18 protein-coding genes are annotated in these 20,025 nt (G+C 38.1%); 7 read left to right on the forward strand and 11 right to left on the reverse strand.

Features of this window, described 5'->3' with window-relative positions:
* Positions 1–19 precede the first annotated feature (19 nt).
* Both H9L23_RS19475 and H9L23_RS19480 read left to right on the forward strand, forming a co-directional pair.
* Positions 20–1,507: a P-loop NTPase family protein gene (locus tag H9L23_RS19475; RefSeq protein WP_187591901.1), complete on the forward strand. Its 1,488-nt coding sequence runs from the start codon at positions 20–22 to the stop codon at positions 1,505–1,507.
* Positions 1,508–1,599: 92 nt separating this feature from the next.
* Positions 1,600–2,862: a metallophosphoesterase gene (locus tag H9L23_RS19480; protein ID WP_187591902.1), complete on the forward strand. Its 1,263-nt coding sequence runs from the start codon at positions 1,600–1,602 to the stop codon at positions 2,860–2,862.
* A gap of 108 nt (positions 2,863–2,970) precedes the next feature.
* Here the strand turns inward: H9L23_RS19480 and H9L23_RS19485 are convergent, their stop codons facing one another.
* The 3 genes from H9L23_RS19485 to H9L23_RS19495 all read right to left on the reverse strand — a co-directional run bounded on the left by H9L23_RS19485 (position 2,971) and on the right by H9L23_RS19495 (position 7,396).
* The gene (locus tag H9L23_RS19485) at positions 2,971–3,660 is read right to left on the reverse strand and encodes a response regulator transcription factor (RefSeq protein WP_025143982.1); all 690 of its coding nucleotides are present in this window, start codon (positions 3,658–3,660) and stop codon (positions 2,971–2,973) included.
* A gap of 177 nt (positions 3,661–3,837) precedes the next feature.
* The gene (locus tag H9L23_RS19490) at positions 3,838–5,511 is read right to left on the reverse strand and encodes a sensor histidine kinase (RefSeq protein WP_187591903.1); all 1,674 of its coding nucleotides are present in this window, start codon (positions 5,509–5,511) and stop codon (positions 3,838–3,840) included.
* A gap of 1 nt (position 5,512) precedes the next feature.
* Entirely contained in the window at positions 5,513–7,396 is a 1,884-nt protein-coding gene (locus H9L23_RS19495) for a S9 family peptidase (protein ID WP_187591904.1), read from the reverse strand.
* Between the two features lie 227 nt (positions 7,397–7,623).
* Between H9L23_RS19495 and H9L23_RS19500 the strand changes: the two genes are divergently transcribed.
* Entirely contained in the window at positions 7,624–9,447 is a 1,824-nt protein-coding gene (locus H9L23_RS19500; RefSeq protein WP_187591905.1) for a tetratricopeptide repeat protein, read from the forward strand.
* A gap of 106 nt (positions 9,448–9,553) precedes the next feature.
* Here H9L23_RS19500 and H9L23_RS19505 read toward each other — a convergent pair whose 3' ends face one another.
* From H9L23_RS19505 to H9L23_RS19515, 3 genes are read right to left on the reverse strand one after another with little or no spacing between them, the layout of a single operon-like run.
* Entirely contained in the window at positions 9,554–10,210 is a 657-nt protein-coding gene (locus H9L23_RS19505) for a hypothetical protein (protein WP_187591906.1), read from the reverse strand.
* Between the two features lie 32 nt (positions 10,211–10,242).
* On the reverse strand, positions 10,243–10,806 hold the full coding sequence (locus H9L23_RS19510) for a GNAT family N-acetyltransferase (protein ID WP_187591907.1): 564 nt from the start codon (positions 10,804–10,806) through the stop codon (positions 10,243–10,245).
* 18 nt (positions 10,807–10,824) lie between these two features.
* A complete protein-coding gene (locus tag H9L23_RS19515; RefSeq protein WP_187591908.1) occupies positions 10,825–11,088 on the reverse strand; it encodes a hypothetical protein in 264 nt (87 codons plus the stop codon).
* A 105-nt stretch (positions 11,089–11,193) separates the two neighbouring features.
* Here H9L23_RS19515 and H9L23_RS19520 point away from each other — a divergent pair, with 105 nt between their 5' ends.
* A complete protein-coding gene (locus H9L23_RS19520) occupies positions 11,194–11,496 on the forward strand; it encodes a DUF4286 family protein (protein WP_187591909.1) in 303 nt (100 codons plus the stop codon).
* A gap of 106 nt (positions 11,497–11,602) precedes the next feature.
* Here the strand turns inward: H9L23_RS19520 and H9L23_RS19525 are convergent, their stop codons facing one another.
* The 3 genes from H9L23_RS19525 to dtd form a co-directional block, all read right to left on the reverse strand.
* Positions 11,603–11,929 (reverse strand): nucleotide pyrophosphohydrolase, encoded by a 327-nt coding sequence (locus H9L23_RS19525; protein ID WP_187591910.1) that lies wholly within the window; start codon positions 11,927–11,929, stop codon positions 11,603–11,605.
* On the reverse strand, positions 11,919–13,460 hold the full coding sequence (locus H9L23_RS19530; RefSeq protein WP_187591911.1) for a glycosyltransferase family 39 protein: 1,542 nt from the start codon (positions 13,458–13,460) through the stop codon (positions 11,919–11,921). Before H9L23_RS19530 ends, H9L23_RS19525 begins: the two co-directional genes overlap by 11 nt.
* A gap of 87 nt (positions 13,461–13,547) precedes the next feature.
* Positions 13,548–14,000, reverse strand: coding sequence for a D-aminoacyl-tRNA deacylase (dtd, locus tag H9L23_RS19535; protein WP_187591912.1), 453 nt, complete (start codon positions 13,998–14,000; stop codon positions 13,548–13,550).
* Positions 14,001–14,030: 30 nt separating this feature from the next.
* Here dtd and H9L23_RS19540 point away from each other — a divergent pair, with 30 nt between their 5' ends.
* Positions 14,031–15,056, forward strand: a complete 1,026-nt coding sequence (locus H9L23_RS19540) for a hypothetical protein (protein WP_246474745.1) — start codon at positions 14,031–14,033, stop codon at positions 15,054–15,056.
* Entirely contained in the window at positions 15,022–17,472 is a 2,451-nt protein-coding gene (locus tag H9L23_RS19545; protein WP_187591914.1) for a hypothetical protein, read from the forward strand. Before H9L23_RS19540 ends, H9L23_RS19545 begins: the two co-directional genes overlap by 35 nt.
* A 264-nt stretch (positions 17,473–17,736) precedes the next feature.
* On the opposite strand, the gene H9L23_RS19550 is transcribed toward H9L23_RS19545, so the two are convergent.
* Positions 17,737–18,783 carry a 3-oxoacyl-ACP synthase III family protein gene (locus H9L23_RS19550; protein ID WP_187591915.1) on the reverse strand — a complete coding sequence of 349 codons (1,047 nt, stop codon included), beginning with the start codon at positions 18,781–18,783 and terminating at the stop codon, positions 17,737–17,739.
* 156 nt (positions 18,784–18,939) lie between these two features.
* Between H9L23_RS19550 and H9L23_RS19555 the strand changes: the two genes are divergently transcribed.
* The gene (locus tag H9L23_RS19555) at positions 18,940–19,221 is read left to right on the forward strand and encodes an ATP-dependent Clp protease adaptor ClpS (protein ID WP_029274160.1); all 282 of its coding nucleotides are present in this window, start codon (positions 18,940–18,942) and stop codon (positions 19,219–19,221) included.
* A 150-nt stretch (positions 19,222–19,371) separates the two neighbouring features.
* On the opposite strand, the gene H9L23_RS19560 is transcribed toward H9L23_RS19555, so the two are convergent.
* Positions 19,372–19,971 (reverse strand): thioredoxin family protein, encoded by a 600-nt coding sequence (locus H9L23_RS19560; RefSeq protein ID WP_187591916.1) that lies wholly within the window; start codon positions 19,969–19,971, stop codon positions 19,372–19,374.
* Positions 19,972–20,025: the final 54 nt, after the last annotated feature.

The raw sequence follows: 20,025 nt of genomic DNA on the forward strand, positions 1-20,025 counted from the left end.
GAATAGTATAATCCTATATATGCAAAATACAACATTAGGCCAGTTAAAGGCTACAAAATATACTTCAAGAAGCGTTAAGGAAGAGCTGAGAGAAAATTTGATTAAAGTGCTGCGCGATAAAAAAACCGAATTTGAGGGCATTATCGGCTACGATGAAACAGTTATTCCAGAGTTACAGACCGCAATTTTATCACGTCACAATATTTTACTTTTAGGTTTACGTGGACAAGCAAAAACCCGTATTGCCCGTTTAATGGTAAATTTATTGGATGAATATGTGCCTTATGTTGCCGGAAGCGAGATTTTTGATGATCCATTGAACCCGATTTCATGGTACGCCAAAAATGAAATTGCCACCAAAGGTGACGATACTGAAATTGCCTGGTTGCACCGCAGCGAAAGGTACACCGAAAAACTGGCCACACCAGATGTTACCGTTGCCGATTTAATTGGCGATGTTGACCCGATTAAGGCCGCTACTTTAAAGTTAACCTATAACGATGAACGTGTAATCCACTTTGGTTTAATTCCGCGTGCACACCGCAGCATTTTCGTAATTAATGAGCTGCCGGATTTACAGGCCCGTATCCAGGTGGCCTTGTTTAACATGCTTCAGGAAAAAGATATCCAAATCCGTGGTTTCAAATTGCGTTTACCTTTGGATATCCAGTTTGTATTTACCGCAAACCCTGAAGATTATACCAACCGTGGCAGCATTGTTACGCCATTGAAAGACAGGATTGAAAGTCAGATTTTAACACACTACCCTAAAACGGTCGAAATTTCGCGTAAAATTACTTTCCAGGAGGCAAAACTTACTGCAGAGCAAAAAGCCAATATCGAAGCTGATGGCCTGCTGAAAGATTTGATTGAACAGATTGCTTTCGAAGCGCGTAAAAGTGAATACATCGATCAAAAATCGGGTGTTTCGGCAAGACTAACTATTTCTGCCTACGAAAATTTAATCAGCACTGCAGAAAGAAGGATGCTGATTGCAGGAGAGAAAAACACATTCGTGCGTTTATCAGATCTGGCCGGGATTATCCCAGCCATCACCGGTAAAATAGAACTGGTTTACGAAGGTGAACTGGAAGGACCAGCGCACGTGGCGACTACCTTAATCGGCAAAGCGGTTAAAACTTTGTTTGCGCGTTATTTCCCTGATCCGGAAAAAGCAAAAAAAACCAAAACAGCCAATCCATATACCGAAGTAACCGAATGGTTTACGGAAGGCCATAATGTTGATGTTACGGATACTTTGAGCAATGCGCAATATAAAAAGGCATTAATGCTGGTACCAGGCTTGTATGATCTGGTAAAGAAATTCCACCCAAAACTGAGCGAAAACCAAACCTTGCTCTTAATGGAATTTGTGTTACATGGTTTAGCCGAGTACTCACAACTGAGCAAAAACTTTTTAAATGGTGGCTTCGGCTTTTCTGATATGTTTGGCAGTTTATTTAACGCCGAATTCGACGAAGAAGAGGATGAAGACGATTTCAGATAATATTGAATTTCTCTAATTTGATTAGCTTTGACAAATTCTTCCCCTAAAGAAGAATCTGTCGAAGCTTTTTTATTTACAAACCCGAAGATATAATGGGAAGATTACCTTTTATTATTGCCGCCTGCATTTTTATTATTGCATTTGATATTTACTGCTTTAAAGCCATAATTGCTGTTTTTAAAAAATGGAAACCGGGCACAAAAAAAGCATTTGGCATTGCTTACTGGACATATAGTGCATTATTGATTATTGGTGTATTCTGTGGCATTTACCTTAATCTTTTTCTTACGTTAAGGGCCATTATTTTAGTTGCTTTCTTTTTAACGGTAGCCTGCAAACTGGCCATGTTACCCTTTTTGGTATTGGATGATTTACGCAGGTTGTTTATCAGAATTTTCAGGAAAAATAAAACAGCTGAAATTTCAACCTTACCACAAACTGCACAATCTACAGCTGCAGAGCCGATTTCACGATCAGAATTTTTGGTTAAAGCCGGATTGGTGGCCGCTGCTGTTCCACTAGCATCGTTAAGCTGGGGAATAATTTCAGGCGCTTACGATTATCAGGTGCGAAGGGTAAATTTAATCCTCCCTAACCTGCCAAAAGCTTTTGATGGCATTACAATGGGGCAGATTTCTGATATTCACTCGGGAAGTTTTTATAATAAAACAGCAGTAAAAGGCGGTGTAGAAATGTTATTGGGAGAAAAACCTGATTTCATCTTTTTTACAGGCGATTTAGTAAACAACCTCACCAACGAAGTAAGGGATTATCAGGATATATTTTCGAAAGTAAAAGCACCGCTAGGTGTGTACTCATCACTAGGAAACCATGATTATGGTGATTATTATTTTGGGAAAGAATCGTCTCCGGCCAAGGTAAAAAACCTGAAAGATATGGTTGATGTACACAAAATAATGGGTTACGACCTGCTAATGAACGAAAACCGCAGGTTAAAGGTAGATGGTGAAGAAATTGGAATTTTAGGAATTGAAAACTGGGGAATGGGCCGTTTTCCAAAATATGGGAAAATGAAACTGGCTGTTCAAAATACAGATGACTTACCTGTAAAACTGTTATTAAGTCACGATCCTTCGCACTGGCGTGGGGAGGTTTTGCAAAAATATCCGCAAATAGATGCCATGTTTAGCGGGCACACACACGGCATGCAGTTTGGTGTACGTTTAAAAGAATATCAATGGAGCCCTGTTCAATACATCTATAAAGAATGGGCAGGATTGTACCAGGAGCAAAAACAACAGCTATACGTAAATGTTGGCTATGGCTTTTTAGGTTATCCGGGCAGGGTTGGTATTTTACCGGAGATAACGATATTTACCTTGAAGAGAGCATAGATAATTTTAAATGAGAGAATGATGGAATGAGAGAATGATGGAATGAGAGAATGGGCGTTAAGCCTAAAACATTCTCTCATTCAAAACTCATTCATTCAATAATTATCTCTATCCTGCGTTAAAGCGATAACCTACTCCCCTAACGGTTTGTAACAACTGTGGATTATCAGGATTCAATTCTATCTTTTTACGCAAGCGTACAATGTGCATATCAAGCGTACGGGTGTTTACATCAGAGTTGTAACCCCAAACTACCAGCATCAATTCATCGCGATTGATTACTTTACCCGGATTGCGCAGAAAATAGAGCAGGATACGGTTTTCCAATATGGTTAACTCGATTTTCTTTCCGTCTCTAAACAAAGTGTGGATATTTGGATGATGTTCCATATTACCAAAGCGGTGAATCTCCGCCGAATCTTTATTGACGATAAACTTCACCTTACTTTCTAACATGGCCACCAAAACATCCATATTAAATGGCTTGGTGATATAATCAGATGCGCCAAAGTTATAGGCATCAATTTTATCTACATCCTGGGCCTTTGCCGTCATCATAATCACCAGGTTTTCGAAACCCTGTTTACGTACATTCTCGCAAACTTCGGCACCTTGTTTACCCGGCATCATCCAGTCCAATAAAACAATATCGGGCTGATCGGCCAAAATCATTCTTTCTCCAGCTTCGCCATCATTTGCTTCAAGCACCGTATAACCCTCAGCTTTTAAACGATGGGCAACAAGAAAGCGAAGATTTTCATCATCTTCTACGATTAATATTTTTACTTCTTTAGACATTTATGTGTTTTTTTACTGTTTTAATGTTGAAACGCTGCAATGTTTGAAGGTTCAACATTCCAACCTTTAACGTGTAACTTTTAAACTTCTTTATTCTTGTAAGGTTGAAAAGTTTAATGTTTTAAGGTTAAGTTCAACATTCCAACCTTTCAACGTTTAACATTTCAACTATTAAATTTAACTATTATATGGCAGCACAATTTTAAATTCTGTACCGCTACCTACTTTACTTTTTACCGTAATTTCTCCCTCCATAAAGTTAACCAGTTCTTTGCAGAATGCCAAACCCAGGCCAACACTGCCCATTTGGTTATATTCGTTCTGTATCCTGAAAAACTTCTTAAATATATTGTTTAATTCTGATGATGCGATACCGATTCCTTTATCTGTAAAACGGAACACCAGCACTCCTTTAATCAGTTTTGCACTGATATGCAGTTTCTTTTGTTCGGGTTTCGAATATTTATAAGCATTCTCGGCCAGATTATCGAACAAACTTCCTAATAACACCGGGTCGGTAATAAAGGTTTTAAAGCCGACTACCTCATAACTAATTTTAAAATCGGGATGTTTTAAGGTATGCGATTCGATAGTACTTTCTATAAAATCGACAATATTGACCTCTTCCTGGTTTAACTTAATGGCTTTATTTTCGATCTGCGTAAAAGCCAGCAGTTTATTCATTAAACCATTCAGCTTATCGGCCTCTTCATCCAATATTTTGCCGTATAGCTGTTGTTCTTTCTGACTAAGCGCCGATGCACTTTTAATATTATTTCCGGCGATTTTTATTACACTAACAGGTGTTTTAAACTCGTGCGTAAGGTTATTCACAAAATCGTACTGCAGCTTAAACATTTTACTATTGATGTTCAGGTTACGGTAAATTAAAAAAGCCACCAATAACAGTACACCATACACCAGTAACAATACGAGTGCTATTGGCATAAAGTAGATGAAAATCTCCTTTTTGATATAAGATTTAGAAGAAATGAGGTAAAGCTTAAAATCAGAAAATGCACCTGGCAGTGCGATTTCGGTGGTAATATTTTCATCAGAAGTATCTATAGGATCGTAAGTTAGCGGCTCGATCCTGATGGTTTGGTACAATAAAGGCCTTGTGTTAACGATTTTTATCTGATGTGCATCCAGCTTAAAAACCATTACATCCTGCGGATAAACCGGAGCAGGACTAAGCTTACGCCTGATCATATCTTTATAAATCCTTAAATCTGCACGTCGGGGAATATTAAGGTAGGTGATTTTATTTTCGTTCGAGTTAACGATAGAGAAATTGGTGAACAGTTCTTCTTGCGTGGGTACCGAAGCTGTATCGAGATCTTCGACAAAAGTGGCCAGTTTGATGGCTATTGCATTAAAATCGCTCCCTACGTTAAAAGAGCGGGTATCATCTTCTGAATAAAGTTTTACAGAATCAGGTTTTATACCTTTACCAAACTGGTAAATGGATTTTGGACCGATGCCCAGGTGGTTTGCATTAATCCCATCCTTAACCGGAACATTCTTCACCTCTGTATCGTAAAAGGTAACTTTTGAGATAAAAGGATATTTCAACATTACCGTATCTACAAACTTCGATGCGGTAGAGGAATCCAAAAAGCCATTATAATAAGAAATTTCGGGCATTTTGTTCTGAAAGAAATCATTATAAGGCTTAATACTCTGCTCCAGTACATTTACCTTTTCGGAAACAAAATCATTCTCTATCGATTTTTTGCTATAGTTAAACGCAAGGAAAAGCGACAGGATAAAAAGAATGGAAATGAGTATAATAAAAGTTACACCTAGTGAGAAGTTTTTACGGTAACTGCTTTTCTTATCTAAGGCCATCCTATTTCTTACCTAGATTTTCGTTTAAAAACTCCTCTAAAGCTTTATACAGGGCTGTTCTGCTTTGCTGGCGTACCACCGGATCGGGACCTTCCTCCTTTTCGATATAGGTAACCTGAACATTGCGTTTTTTCAATTCTTTAATAAACTGCACGCCTTCTGCAACGTTAACACTGGGGTCTTTAGGGTTTTGAGCAATAAAAACAGGCGCCTTAAACCGGTCAGCATGGAATACAGGCGATGCAAAACGCATATAATCGGTTTCAGTTATGGGATTGCCTACAATTTCGTAATACATCTGTAATTTGGCCTTTAAAAATGGAGGAAAAGTTTTGAGGTAACTAAACAGGTTAATCACGCCCGAATTTGATCCGCCACATTTATAAAGATCAGGATTTTTATACAAACAATTTAATGCGATATACCCGCCAAAACCGTTACCATAAATGGCAATTTTTTTAGGATTGGCAATTTTTTCTGCAATAAGCCATTTTACACCATCATTTACATCTTCCTGTATTTTATCGCTCCACTGTTTAAAACCTGCAGCATAAAATGATTTTCCATAACCGGTAGAGCCACGGTAATTTACCTGCAAAACGGCATAACCACGGTTGGCCAAAAATTGTACCTCTGCATTATAACCCCAACTGTTTCTTGATTTTGGCCCGTTATGCGGCAACACCACCACCGGTAAATTAACGGCCTTTTTATTTTTAGGCAGGGTTAAATAACCATTAATAGTCAAACTATCACGGCTTTTAAAACTGACCGGTTTCATGGCATTCATATCTTCCGGTTTAATGGAAGGGCTCACATCAGTAAGTTTTTTAAGTCTTTTATCAACAGCCGTATATAAATAGTAAGAACCCGGATTTTTATCGGTAAAGGTCCTAATTACAAACACTTTATCCGTTTTATCCTTATCCATAATTACCCATTCGGTACCTGGCAAAAGTTTATCTATTATCGAGTAAGCCACTTTTGTACTGTCATCAAGGTAAAATTTCTCCCTTTTCCACGTTTCGCAGGTTGCGAAAAGCATTTTTTTCCGGAAACGCGAATAGGTTGCATCCACTACATTTAAGGTATCGTTTGCAAAAAGTACCTGCTTTTCTTTTCCGTTTTTTAAATCAAGCGCTACCAGTGCATTCTTATCGCGGTTAACACTAGAGATGGCATACAGTACGTTGGGCTGATCTTCAGAAAAGGCAATCGGCTGTAAAGTAGTTTCAAAATTATTGGTGATTACGGGTGCAAAAGCCTGATTTTCGTTTTCGCGATACATTAAGGTTTCATTCACCCCATCGCTGGCAACGGCAATTTTCAGTACACCTTTGCTATCGGTCATCCACTTGGTAATATTACCCGGATTTTTAGCAGCAATTTCCATTTTCCCATCACGCACGTTTAAGCGGTATACATCAAAAACGGTCGAATCGCGCTTATTAGAAGCCACAATAATGTATTTATCATCAATCAGCTGATCTTCTATTACCCTCAGCCTGTTTTTTTCATTGGCACTCAACTGCACCTGTTTGCTTCCATCTTTATTGATGACGAAAATATCAGATCTGCGCTCTTTAGAGCCATCCTCTGTATAATAAATCAGTTCATTATTGCTTGTCCAGAAATGAAAACTAATGTTTTTCCCATTCAAATGCGTAAGCTGTACACTATTTCCTGTAGCAAGGTCTTCAACAAAAAGATCGAGTTTTTTATCCTGAAGTTTTAAGTAAGACAGGCTTTTGCCGTCGGGGGAAATGCGGTAATAGGCTTTATCCTGCGTTTTAAAAAAATCGTCCACAGGAATAGTATCATTGTTTGAACCCTTACAAGCCCAGATCAATACTACCATTAACATTAGAAAAATTCTCTTCAACATAAATAAATCCTTCACCGGATGACAAAAATAAGCAACATAACAACTTTAAGCGATTTACACCAACAATGTTACTTATGCAAATAATAATAAGTTGTGGTTCAATTTAGTATTTATAAAATTTACACAAAATAAAATACAGGTAACATTTAAAATACGTTTTATACAACAGGGTGCTTTAGCTAAAGATGTATTAAAATGTTACATTTAAAACTTATAATTTAGGGTTTATGAACCGCTTGCTTTTCATCATATTCTTATTGTTAACACTTGGGGCTGGTGCGCAGGTTTTCCGTCCCAATCAACAGGTTGCGCCTGATGAAAGCACTTTGGCCATTCAATATTACCAGGATGGAGATTATGAAAAGGCAGTTGTACTGTTAGAAAAACTTTATGCTATCCCTAACAATGATGCTTATTTCGACATTTATTTTAATACGCTGTTAAAATTAAAGCGTTATGATGTTGCCGAAAAAATGGTAAAACGTGAGGTTAAAAAAAATCCGCAAAGCGAACTTTACCCCATAGCCCTGGGCAAACTCTACCAGGAAAAAGGCGATGTACAGGCGGCCAATAAAATTTTTAATGAGGTAATTGCCAAATTGCCAAAAGAAGAATTTAGGATCAGAAATCTGGCCAATAGCTTTTACCGTTTCGAAAATTATGATTATGCGGTTCAAACTTTTAAACAAGGGAGAAAACTACTGGGCAACGACCAGGCTTTTACTTTTGAACTGTTGAACATTTACCGTTTCAAAAAAGATAAGCCCATGCTCATGCAGGAATACCTGGATGCAATGGCTGCCATGCCACAACTCTTACCACAGGCCGAAGCCGTATTATCATCTATTTTTGAAGATAAAAATGACTATCAGACTTTTCAGGCCGCTATTTTAAAGAAAATACAGAAAGAGCCCGATGCCGAAATTTACATCCAGTTACTTACCTGGAATTACATCCAGCAACAGGAATTTGATATGGCCCTGCGCCAGTTAATTGCTTTTGATAAACGGACGAAGGCAGATGGAGGGACACTATTTAACGCCATTTACACTTTTGTTGACAACGGCGCTTATGAAACAGCGATTAAAGCTTACGATTACTTATTGACCAAAGGAAAGGATAACCAATATTACCTGCCATCGAAAATCGAAATGCTCAACACCAGGTATAACCTGCGCACCAGCGGAAAATATACGGTTGCAGATCTTGATCTGCTGGCGAAAGATTATGAGGCCTTACTGGAAGAGAACGGCAAAAACAGAAATACCCTTTTCGCGATTAAAAAACTGGCCAACCTGCAGGCTTATTATTTAAACCAACCAGCCAAAGCAGAAAAAGAGCTGGAAGAAGCGATTAAAATGCCAGGCATTAATGAGATGGAACTTGGACAGCTGAAACTGGATTTAGGTGATATTTATATTTTAACCAATCAGCCATGGGAAGCATTTTTGGTGTACGAACAGGTAAGCAAACAGTTCGAAGGGCAGCCTGTAGGTAACGAAGCCCGTTTCCGCAGCGCAAAACTTTCATTTTATCAGGGCAATTTCGAATACAGCAATGGTCAATGTTTGGTATTAAAGGCGGCTACCTCTCAACTGATTGCCAATGATGCCTTAAACCTGAGTTTATTAATCAGTGATAACATTCAGACGCCAGCTGACAGCAATGCCTTAAAAATGTATGCTGATGCAGAGATGCTCTTATTTAGAAATCTGCCCGAAAAAGCAGTAAAAAAAATGGATAGCATTGCAATTGCTTATCCTCAAAACAGTTTGGCGGATGCCATTATGATGAGTAAAGCACGGATTTTTATTAAAGCGAACGATTTTCAAAAAGCTGCCGATATCCTTAAAAAAGTAACGGAAGAATTTAAAGATGGGATCTGGACAGACGATGCGCTTTTTACATTGGGCGATCTTTATGAAAAGAAACTGAATGATATTGCACAAGCTAAAATTTACTTTCAAAAACTGATTACCGATTATCCTGGTAGCATGTTCAGCGCTGAGGCGAGAAAAAGATTCAGGAATTTAAGGGGAGATGGGGTTTGATTAGTTCAATGGTTCATTAGTCATTAGTTCATTCGTAATGGTTAATCGGTTAATTGTTGTAACTGGTTAATTGCCCCACACACTCAGCTTCAAGTGCCAGACCAGATTAAGTGTACTTTAAAAATTGATATGCGAATGAAAGTATCAGTGCAAGAATGCCGATAATCAAAATTCTTTCGCCATGCGCCCGGTCTGCCGGGGCGTAACCAAAAACCCGTTCTCCGTTAGGCAATGTTTTTTTATGGGTGCGTAGATAAGCCCCAATAATAATGGCTATTAATCCGCCCACAACAGCCAGGATATAACCCGCTATAATCAGCACCTTCGGACTTTCTTCAGGTTCAGCTAACGCTTCTAACCTTTTTTCTTTAAGTGTTTGGATCTGACCAACATTTATCTCTACACCACGTTCTTTTAATATCTTTTTGGCCAGTAAAAAATCTAAACTGCTCCACTCATCCTGTTTTTCAACAATTTCCTTCAGTTCTTCGTCACTAAAATCAAAAATATAGTAACCCGGATCGATATCTGTTAAATCTTTCTCTGCCAGTTGCAGCAGCAGAGTGTCCGCCCGTTCAAAATCAACAGGCTTCAGCTTTACTCTAAAGTCTTTATTGATTTCATTATTGGCAAACGAAACATCAAAGTTTTCAGAAACATCCTCCAATCCACACTCAATCCCGTTTTCTCTAAATGTTTCGGCCAGCGCCATAGCCGCCACTTTATCATTAAATCTTTGGAAGGTTACAAAATCAGTGGTCATGGTTATTTGAATAAAGCGTCAGGATGAAGATACTAATTAAAATCATCCCAGTCCCAAACCACCACGTTCCATTCTACACCACTACCATCGGTATAAGTATGAATGATCTCGAAGCCGATGCGTTTATGTGCATTCATAGATCGTAAATTAATACCCGCAATTTCAGTGATGGCGAAGTTATATCTACCTTTAAAATAATTTTTATAGGCGTTGTAGCATTCATCAAATAAACCTTTGCCCCGATAATCGTACCCTACGCATACCTGCCCAACCACAATATAATGATAATCAGAAACAGATTTCCCATGGTATAAAATATCATCGAAGCTTTCGTACATTTCAACAAGCCTCGGAATATCGTTTTTAGATTGCTCAGTCATTCCCAACACATAAGCTGCAACGGTATCTCCGTCCTTAGCAATAATATTAGGCTCATGTAGATGCATCTTTTCCAGATCATCGAGCGAATGCGAAACGGTAACAAAGCCTTGCGCTTTAATTTGTTCGGGTGTTAAATCCTGTTTTAGGTTTTGCTTTTGAAGTTCAAGAATTCCTTCAAGTTCTTTTATGGTAGAAGATGTGGTAATGGTAATCATTTCAATATTGCAGCTAACTTATGCATCTAATGCAATAATAGCTAAGGTTAACAACAAAATGAAGCAAATTCCAGCTAAAATTAAAATTCTTGCGCCATGCTGCCGATCCATTAAGGAATAAGAAAATACCTTTTCACCGGTATACAATGTCTTTTTTTTCTTCATGATATCCCAACCGATTACCAGACCTAAAACACCACCAAAAATTGCGGTAAGGTAACCGGTATAAATGTAATTGCGTGTTGAGTTATCGATTTTTTGAGAGGCGTTATTTCGTATCATGCTAAATAAAGGGTACGGCAAATTTAATTGAATAATAGCACTTAAAAGAATAAAAACACTTATCTATGCATTTTTTGGCATTTATATATTATTTACCTTTGCAATATGTTTTTATATAATGTTACGCTCATCCTCGAAGATGCAGCAGCCGAAGAATGGTTACAATGGATGCAGGATGTTCACATCCCAGAAGTGATGGCAACAGGCATGTTTGTTTCTAACCGCTTATTAAAGGTTGTAGATTCGCCAAACGAAGGCGTAACTTATTGCGCACAGTATGTTGCAGAAACACTCGAACAATACAATAAATACCAGGAAGAATTTGCACCAGCTTTACAGGCAGAGTTAAACGAAAAGTATAAAAACCGTTTTGTAGCTTATAGAAGTTTGATGGAATTTGTTGGCTAAGCCAATAAATGATAGAGTGAGAAAATTTTGAATGATTGAATGCTAAAGATTAACTCTCATTCTCTCATTCAAAATTCTCTCATTTAAAATTCTATCATTCAAAACTTCACTTTAACTTCTCGTTATTCTTATGTCTATATGCATCGCGGATGCTCTTTTTTTCCAGGTTCTTTTCCAAGGCTTCTGTTAGATTGATACCGGTTTGATTGGCCAGACAGATCAGCACAAACATGACATCGGCCATTTCATCGGCAAGATTTACTTCTTCGTCGCTTTTTTTAAACGACTGTTCACCGTATTTTCGGGCCATAATTCGGGCAACTTCTCCAACTTCTTCCATTAAAATGGCAGTATTGGTTAATTCATTAAAATAGCGGATCCCTGTAGTTTTAATCCAACGGTCTACCGTTTCCTGTGCTTCGTTAATGGTCATTTTTTTCTTCCTCTATTTCTGATTTTATAATACTGCTAACTTCGGGTTTAGCACCTTCAAGCAAAAACACACCTGCCCCTTTTTCACGTGCATAAGGTGTTTTTATTTCCCCAATTTTCGTAATCCTGGCAAAATAAGGCTGCTCCCGTTTACGTTTCGGATCTTCATCTTTCCACCCGGTGATCATAATTAAATCTTTGATCGGTTTATCCATTTTAAACCAGTACAGGTAATCTGCATTGTATGATACCGCATTGATGTTTTTATATTTTGAATAATAATTGATTGCGCCTGCCTGTCCATAATTATCGGCACGGACTAACAATACTGATTTATCTTTAACCTTTCCGTAAGCAGAATCAACTAGTGCTGCTAATTCTTTCCAGCCCTGCATATCAGCATAATCCTGCGGCAGCGCATGATTTTTCCCATCTTCCCAACGCAGTGCCCCTACCCGCTCAAATCTTTTATGGTGCGCAATAATTTCGTCAGGACTATAAACCGGCATCAAAAGTGGTAACAGGTAAATAAATGTGCCTATATTAAAAGCGAACAGCAAACCTGTTAGTATGTGTTTTTTTACTAAAACCCGACTTAAATAAACAGCACCAAAAGCCAGTAAAACCGGATATAAACCTAAGGCATAATAATCTTTGGCTTTAAAATAACTGAATACAATAAGGGTAATGATGTAGGTTAAAATAATCCAGCTGTATTTCCTGAAATCTTTATAAAAAATTAAACTTAAAATCCCTGCGAGAAGGATAAAAATTGAACTGATAAAAAAGAGAAACTGCCCGATAAAAAAATCGATCCGGTTTACATGCACCAATTGTGTGGCCTGTAAAAGTTTCATGTGGGTTAACACCGGGAAGTGATGGTTAATCTGCCAGATTACATTAGGAGAAATAATTAAAAGTGCCAGTAAAATTGATAGATAAAGATGTTTATCGGCAAATATTTTTCGATTTGGCGTAATAATTATGGCTGGCAACAGACCAATAACCAGAAATATGACATTATACTTATTTAGAAAGCCTAAAGCCACAAAAACGGCAAAAGCATACAGGTGTTTAGCCTCTTTTTGATTGAAATACCTCAATAAATAATAGAATATTGCTGTCCAGGCTAAAACATCGAAAGAATTGGGCTGATAAAGAGTATTTAGCCTAAGCAGAATAGAAAATATACAGGCTACGGCAACAAAACATTTGGCCAACAGGTTCCCTTTTAAGAAATCGACGGTTTTCCAGCAATACAATATGGTTACAGCCCCCATTAATGCAGGTACGAGTTTTACCATAAAAACACCATTGCCAAAAGCTTTAATCAGCCACGAAAATAGCGAGGTTAAAGGTGGCACAGAGGTAAAACCAGCAGCCAGGTGATTGGCCTGATCTAAATGCAGGAATTCGTCGCGGTGTAATTCGTAAACTGAATTAACCAATAAAAAAGATAAAATTAGTTTTAGCCCTAGAAAAAATACCAGACAACCATATTCCGTCAGTCGGTTCGGATTTTTATCCTTCATATTAGCTTAGGTTAAAAGTTTTGGAATAAATTAATATCACTTTTTGACAATTTAAGACTTAATAAGTTACGCTGATATTGTTCAAAATTATTCCTTATCTTTTGTATCAATCAAAATTGTGACCGGCCCATCGTTTAAAAGTGCTATTTTCATATCAGCACCGAAGATTCCGGTTTTTATTTTTTTGCCCAATAAAGCCGATAGCTTTTCAATCATTTTTTCATAAAGTGGAATCGCCACATCTGGTCGTGCTGCCCTTGTAAAACCCGGACGATTTCCTTTTTTGGTAGATGCGAATAAGGTAAACTGGCTGATTAATAAAATATCTCCGCCCACATCGGCAAGTGCTTTATTCATCATTCCATTTTCATCACCAAAAACGCGCATCCCGATAATTTTCTGTGCCAACCATTCCAGGTCTTCTACCTGATCGGCATCTTCAATACCTAATAATACCAGAAATCCGCCGTCAATCGCTCCTGTTATTTCGTCATCAACAGTGCAACTCGCCTGTGTAACTCTTTGTAAAACTGCCCGCATTTTATACTACTTTTGCTCAATAAAATTGATATGCGCAAGATAAGTATTTTAGTGATTTCTGTATTTTTCTTCCTTGGTTGTAAGCAAAAATCAATTGTACATCCTACTTTTTATTATTGGAAAACGGATTACCAGAACAAAAAGGAAGAAAGCGCTTATCTCAATCAGTTTAAATCCAACTCTTTGTATGTGCGGATTATGGACGTAGATTTTAATCCTGATCTGCAACTGCCCGTACCTGTTTCGCCGATTAAATTTTCGGATCCAATACCCAAAGAGACCGATATTATACCAGTTGTGTTTATTGTTAACCAGGTTTTTAATAAAATCGACACTAACCAGACTGTGGTGATGGCCGATCGCATTGCTAAATTTGTAGCTGCTAAGGTAAAACAGGCGGGAAAACCAAATTATCAAGAACTTCAGATTGATTGCGATTGGACCAAAGGCACGAGGAATAAGTATTTTAAATTCCTTGAACAGTTAAAAGCAAATCCGCTTCTAAAAGGGAAAACCATTTCGGTAACCCTGCGCCTGCATCAGGTTAAAAATATCGTATCGAGCGGTGTACCTCCAGTTGAAAAGGCCATTTTAATGTGTTATAACATGGGCAACCTGCGTAAGTACGGCGAGCAAAATTCCATACTGGACCAAAACGAAATGGATCTTTACCTAAAAGATTATTTAGGACAGTATCCTATACCGCTTGATGTGGCACTGCCTATTTTCGAATGGGCGGTGGTATTTAGAAACGGGCAATATGCGGGTATTTCTAAACGGATCAGCCAAGTGCAGATCGACGATAAAAAACTTTTTAAGCAAAGGGAAAATTCCATCCTTTACGATCTTTTGGTTGATTATCCTGCAGCTGGATTAAAAAAAGGCGATGTAGTAAGATGGGAACGGATTTCTCCTGAAGATTTACTTGCTACCTCTAAATTTTTATCCCGATATTTAGCCCCCAGAGACCGGAATCTCGTTTTCTACCATTTAGACACCGACCTATTAAAACATTTTACCCATGAAGACCTTCAAAAAGTTATCGCTAATTTTTAGTGTATTCCTGATTACTTTTTTCGGCGAAATTGCCGTGAATCTTGCCTGTGGAGGTGAGATAGATCCCTACGATTATTACATTTCCTATTTCCACAATAATATAGAAGGAGATGAATATTCGCCGTTTGCCTATAACCAAATGGTTTACCTCAACAGTGAAACTGATATCGAAAGTGAACCCGACATAAACAGTCGCGAATGGGCAAAGTACCTCAATGTTAAAAAGGAGGATGTACTAAAGGTAATGTACAAAACAGATAGCGCCACGGATGTAAAACTGGTTAATTTTGATGGCAACCTTTCGCAATTGCCAGACAGTTTACAGCAGAACAGTTTTATGCAAGCCTTAAGCAAACGTAAAGAACCTTTAAAATATTACCTGTTTGCAAAGAGCTGCGAACCCCTGGCCAATGTAGATTTTAGTCTTTGGGATCCAAAACCTCGTGATACAACAGCTATGGGATCAAAAGCTAAAGAAGCACTAAAATTAACAGAAGCTGAAAAAGACGATTTTCTGAAATTACGCTACGCATATCAGGCTGAACGGATGTTCCATTTTGCCGGTTACCATGCCGAGAGTAAATCAACCTATGATAAATATATTAAAACCAGTAAGGTGAATAGTGCGGCTAAAGGCTGGGCATTGGCCTTATATGCCGGTTCTACCCGGAGATTGGGGAATCCAGAAGAATCTGCCTTTTTGTTTTCAAAGGTTTTTGCAAGCAATCCGGAACGAAGAGTACAAGCTTATAAAAACTATTATTACAACAGCACTCCTGTTAATGGAGCCTTAAAATATGCCAAAACCAATAATGAAAAAGCAAATATCTGGGCGATAAATGGTTTTGGAAATTCCGAGTCGGGTATAGAAAGTTTAAATAAAGTTTACCAATATGAACCGAAAAGTCAGCTGAACGGAACATTACTGGTGCGCGAAGTAAATAAATTGGAACAAAGTTTAATTGAGGCGAACGACATCGCCAAAATTGGTTATAATTATTACTTTTCGGACAACGGAAATCCTAAATATAAGGACAGTTTGAAAACAGTTAATCTAAAATACCTGAACGAAATCAGGAATTTTGCTGTAAAACTGGCTACCGAGAAAAAATATCCCCAGCCAGAACTGGGCACATTAACAGCGGCTTATTTATCGTGGATGGAGAATAAAGATTTTCTGGCCTCAAACTACCTTGCCATTTTAAAACCAGATAAACTGCCGGAAAGATTACGTGATCAATATCGCATTACGGATTTGTTGATCAAAGCTAAAAACATTAAAAAAGGCAATCCATTTAATGAGAATGATTTACTATCTACTCTAAAATGGCTGGATGAAAAACGTTTTGCAGAAAACAAAAATCAGCAAAACGGGCAATATTATTATGATGATCAGGCCGATAAACGTTTCAGCAGAACGACCAGAAACTTTTATCAACAGATACTGGCTCCCGCCTATTTAAATATGGGCGATACGGCTAAAGCAGCATTGGCCATGGTTAAAGGCGACCTTACATACAAAACTTTGAAAGAAAATTCTCTTTTTCAGAACATGAGCTACCAGAGCATCGCTTTTTGGCAGAAAAATTTAAGTCCGAAAAGCATGCAGGGTTTAGCCGTTTACAAAACCAAGGCAACAGGCAATGATGTTACCGGTTTATTAGCTTCGGCTTTAAATCAACTCAAAAACGATGATTTTTATGAGCTTTATGGCACTACCTATTTACGTACACATCAATACGATAAAGCGGTACAGATGTTTGCAAAAGTTTCAGCAAATTACAAATATTTCAGTCCGGAGAACTGGTATGGGGCAGAATCGGAGTCAAAATTGTATGCCAATCCATTTATCGAAACCATTAACGATTTCCCTAAAAAGTACGTAACGGCCAAGGCATCTGTTACCAAAAAGGCTTTTGCTGCAGAAATGCTCCGCTTGCAGAAATTAACGGTGAGCGATAAAAAGAATGCTGCGCTTTATTACTATAAGATGGCCAACGCGGTTTACCAAACAGGTTATTTTGGAAATAGCTGGTTTCTGATCAGTTATGATTGGTCATCGTACGATAATAGCAATCCGGCAAAATATGTGTACGATGGCGACTACAAAAAAGCACAAACGGCAAAAGCCTGGTATTTAAAAGCAAGGGCCTTGAGCACCAATGCCGATTTTAAAGCTAAATGTACCTTTATGCTCGCTAAATGTTTGCAAAAGCAAATTATTATGAATGCAAATCCATTATCGTTTTACTATTATGATAAAACCGATATAAAATGGAAAAACTTTATCAAGGCTAATTATAACAATCCTTATCTTAAAGAATTGAGGTTTAGCTACGGCAAAACACCTTTTTATGCTGTAGCAGCCGGAGAATGCAGTTATTTAGGAGATTTTATTAAGCCAAAAACGCAATAGATGGTTTTTATCATTAAGAAGTTAAGGTTATTAAAAAAATGTACTAAAACCTTAATGTTCTTAACTTCTTAATGGTAAATAAATAAGGTGCTTAGGTTATATATCAATGCCTCAGATTTCTCGACTTCGCTGCGCTCCGCTCGAAATGACGAATTTTATAATAGTGAGTCTACTTCTTATTTTAGGCTAACTTGCCTGGCTATTTTAAAAAGACTAAAGACTAAAGACTAAAGACTAAAGACTAAAGACTAAAGACTAAAGCAGCTACCACCTAATCAGCGCACTGGCCCAGGTAAAGCCCGAACCGAATGCAGCGAGGCAAACCAGATCGCCATCTTTAATTTTGCCAGCTTCCCATGCTTCGCATAAAGCAATCGGCACTGAAGCTGCCGTGGTATTGCCATATTTTTGAATATTATTAAAAACCTGATCGTCTTTTAAGCCCAATAACTGCTGTACATACTGACTGATGCGCAAGTTTGCCTGGTGTGGTACCAGCATATCAATATCTTTTTCGGTTAAGTTATTTGCGGCCAAAGCTTCTTTAATTACTTCAGGAAATTTCACTACCGCTTTTTTGAAAACTGCCGGACCATCCATATAAGGTAAAGCAGCACCGCTTTCTAAAATTTCATTTGTCATAAATAACCCGCCCAATTCCTGTTCCGGGTAGGCTGGTTTATCTTTTAACCATTTGTTGGCATGAGAACCTGGGTAATACATCGCCAGAATTTCGGCATCTGCACCATCGCTATGTAAATGTGTACTTAAAATCCCTTTTCCTGGCTCGTCTGTAGGTTGTAACACCACTGCACCAGCACCATCTCCAAAAATTACCGATACATTACGGCTTCGGGTTTCGAAATCCATTGCAAAGGAGTGTTTTTCGCTACCCACCACCAGCACATTTTTATACATGCCCGTTTTTACAAACTGATCGGCCACTGAAAGGGCATATACAAAGCCAGAACATTGGTTACGAATATCGAGCGCACCAATTTCGCCCATGCCCATTTCGCGTTGCAATAATACACCGCAACCTGGAAAATAATAATCAGGACTAAGTGTGGCAAAAACGATAAAATCGACATCTTTAGCGGTAATTCCAGCCCTCTCGATCGCAATTTTAGCGGCTTCAATGCCCATTGTGGTGGTGGTTTCCTCATTACGATCGGCAAAACGACGTTCTTTAATTCCGGTACGCTCCTGGATCCACGCATCATTGGTATCCATAAAACGGCTTAAATCATCGTTGGTGTATACATTTTTAGGAACGTACAAACCTATTCCTGCAATTTTAGACTGGTGCATGCTCGTATTTATTATTATTTGGTTAGCAAAGTTAGTTAATTAAAAAAAGATATGAGAGGTGCGATTTGAGATGTGAGATTTTATCCTAACGTCCTAAAATTTAATATCTCAGATCTAATGTCTCAAATCTTCTAAATTATTGTTTATTTTTGCACCATGTCTACAGAAACCAAAGAAGAGACCTTTACGCTCGAAGAAATTTTAACTTCCCTAAAAACCGTACATCGCCTTATTTTGTGGAATGATGATATCAATACCTTTGATCATGTGATTTACTGTATGATGAAATACCTGGATTATAACGAATCGCAGGCTGAAAAAATTGCATGGAAAGTGCATAATGATGGTAAATGTCCTGTTTTAGAAGGATCATTTACCGAAATGGAGGTATACCGCAAAATTTTACAGCAAGAAGGCCTAACTGTTTCTGTTGATTAAAAGGATTATTTTTCTCGCGAACGACCCTCGCAATATCGTCATTTCGAGCGGACCCGATAGCTATCGGGTGCAACGTAGTCGAGAAATCTATCTAGGCAGATCTCTCCATTTCACTGCGTTTCAGTCGAGATGACGACTATTCCACGAAAATTAATTCTCCAATCTTTTCAAAAGCTCAGTTAACCCCGCCTGTGTGGTTTGCGTTTTATCTTTAGCATACCAGCCGTGAAGTTTTTCTGCCAAAACTGGCATTTCAATGTTTTCTTTTTTCCACTCTTTTAAAAGTTGCTGCAAAATTTGTGGTCTTGGGCCCCAGGTACCTAAAACCTGGTCTGCTGATTTATTCAATACAATTAAAACCGGGATAGCCCTTCCGCCATTGGTTAAATGCGCATCTATTAATGGAAGGTTTTTATCGCGTAAAACAAATTTCAAATCTATTTTACCTAATGATGCCGTAGCAATTTTGTTAAACACCGGAACAATCTGGGCAGCATCGCCACACCAGCCTTCGGTAATTACCAGAAATTTATAATTTTCTTTAAGATGTTCAATAGTTGAAGTCAACTCATCATTTAAGCTAACCGTTTTATCCACGCGATTCATGCGCTGCACATTCATTTTAGTGTAGTGCAAATCGTAAGTTACATCGCCAGTAGCCTTTCCCTCTAACAGAAGTTGGTCAATCAGTGCACGGTAGGTTAAATAATCAAGTCCTTGTTGTTCAAAAATTTCGCGATAATTTATCATGGTTTCCTTAAAATTATAGCGCAAAGGAAAGGAGAAATTAGCTGAAAATGATCA

It is taken from the genome of Pedobacter roseus, assembly GCF_014395225.1.
GTDB classification, from domain to species: Bacteria; Bacteroidota; Bacteroidia; order Sphingobacteriales; family Sphingobacteriaceae; genus Pedobacter; species Pedobacter roseus.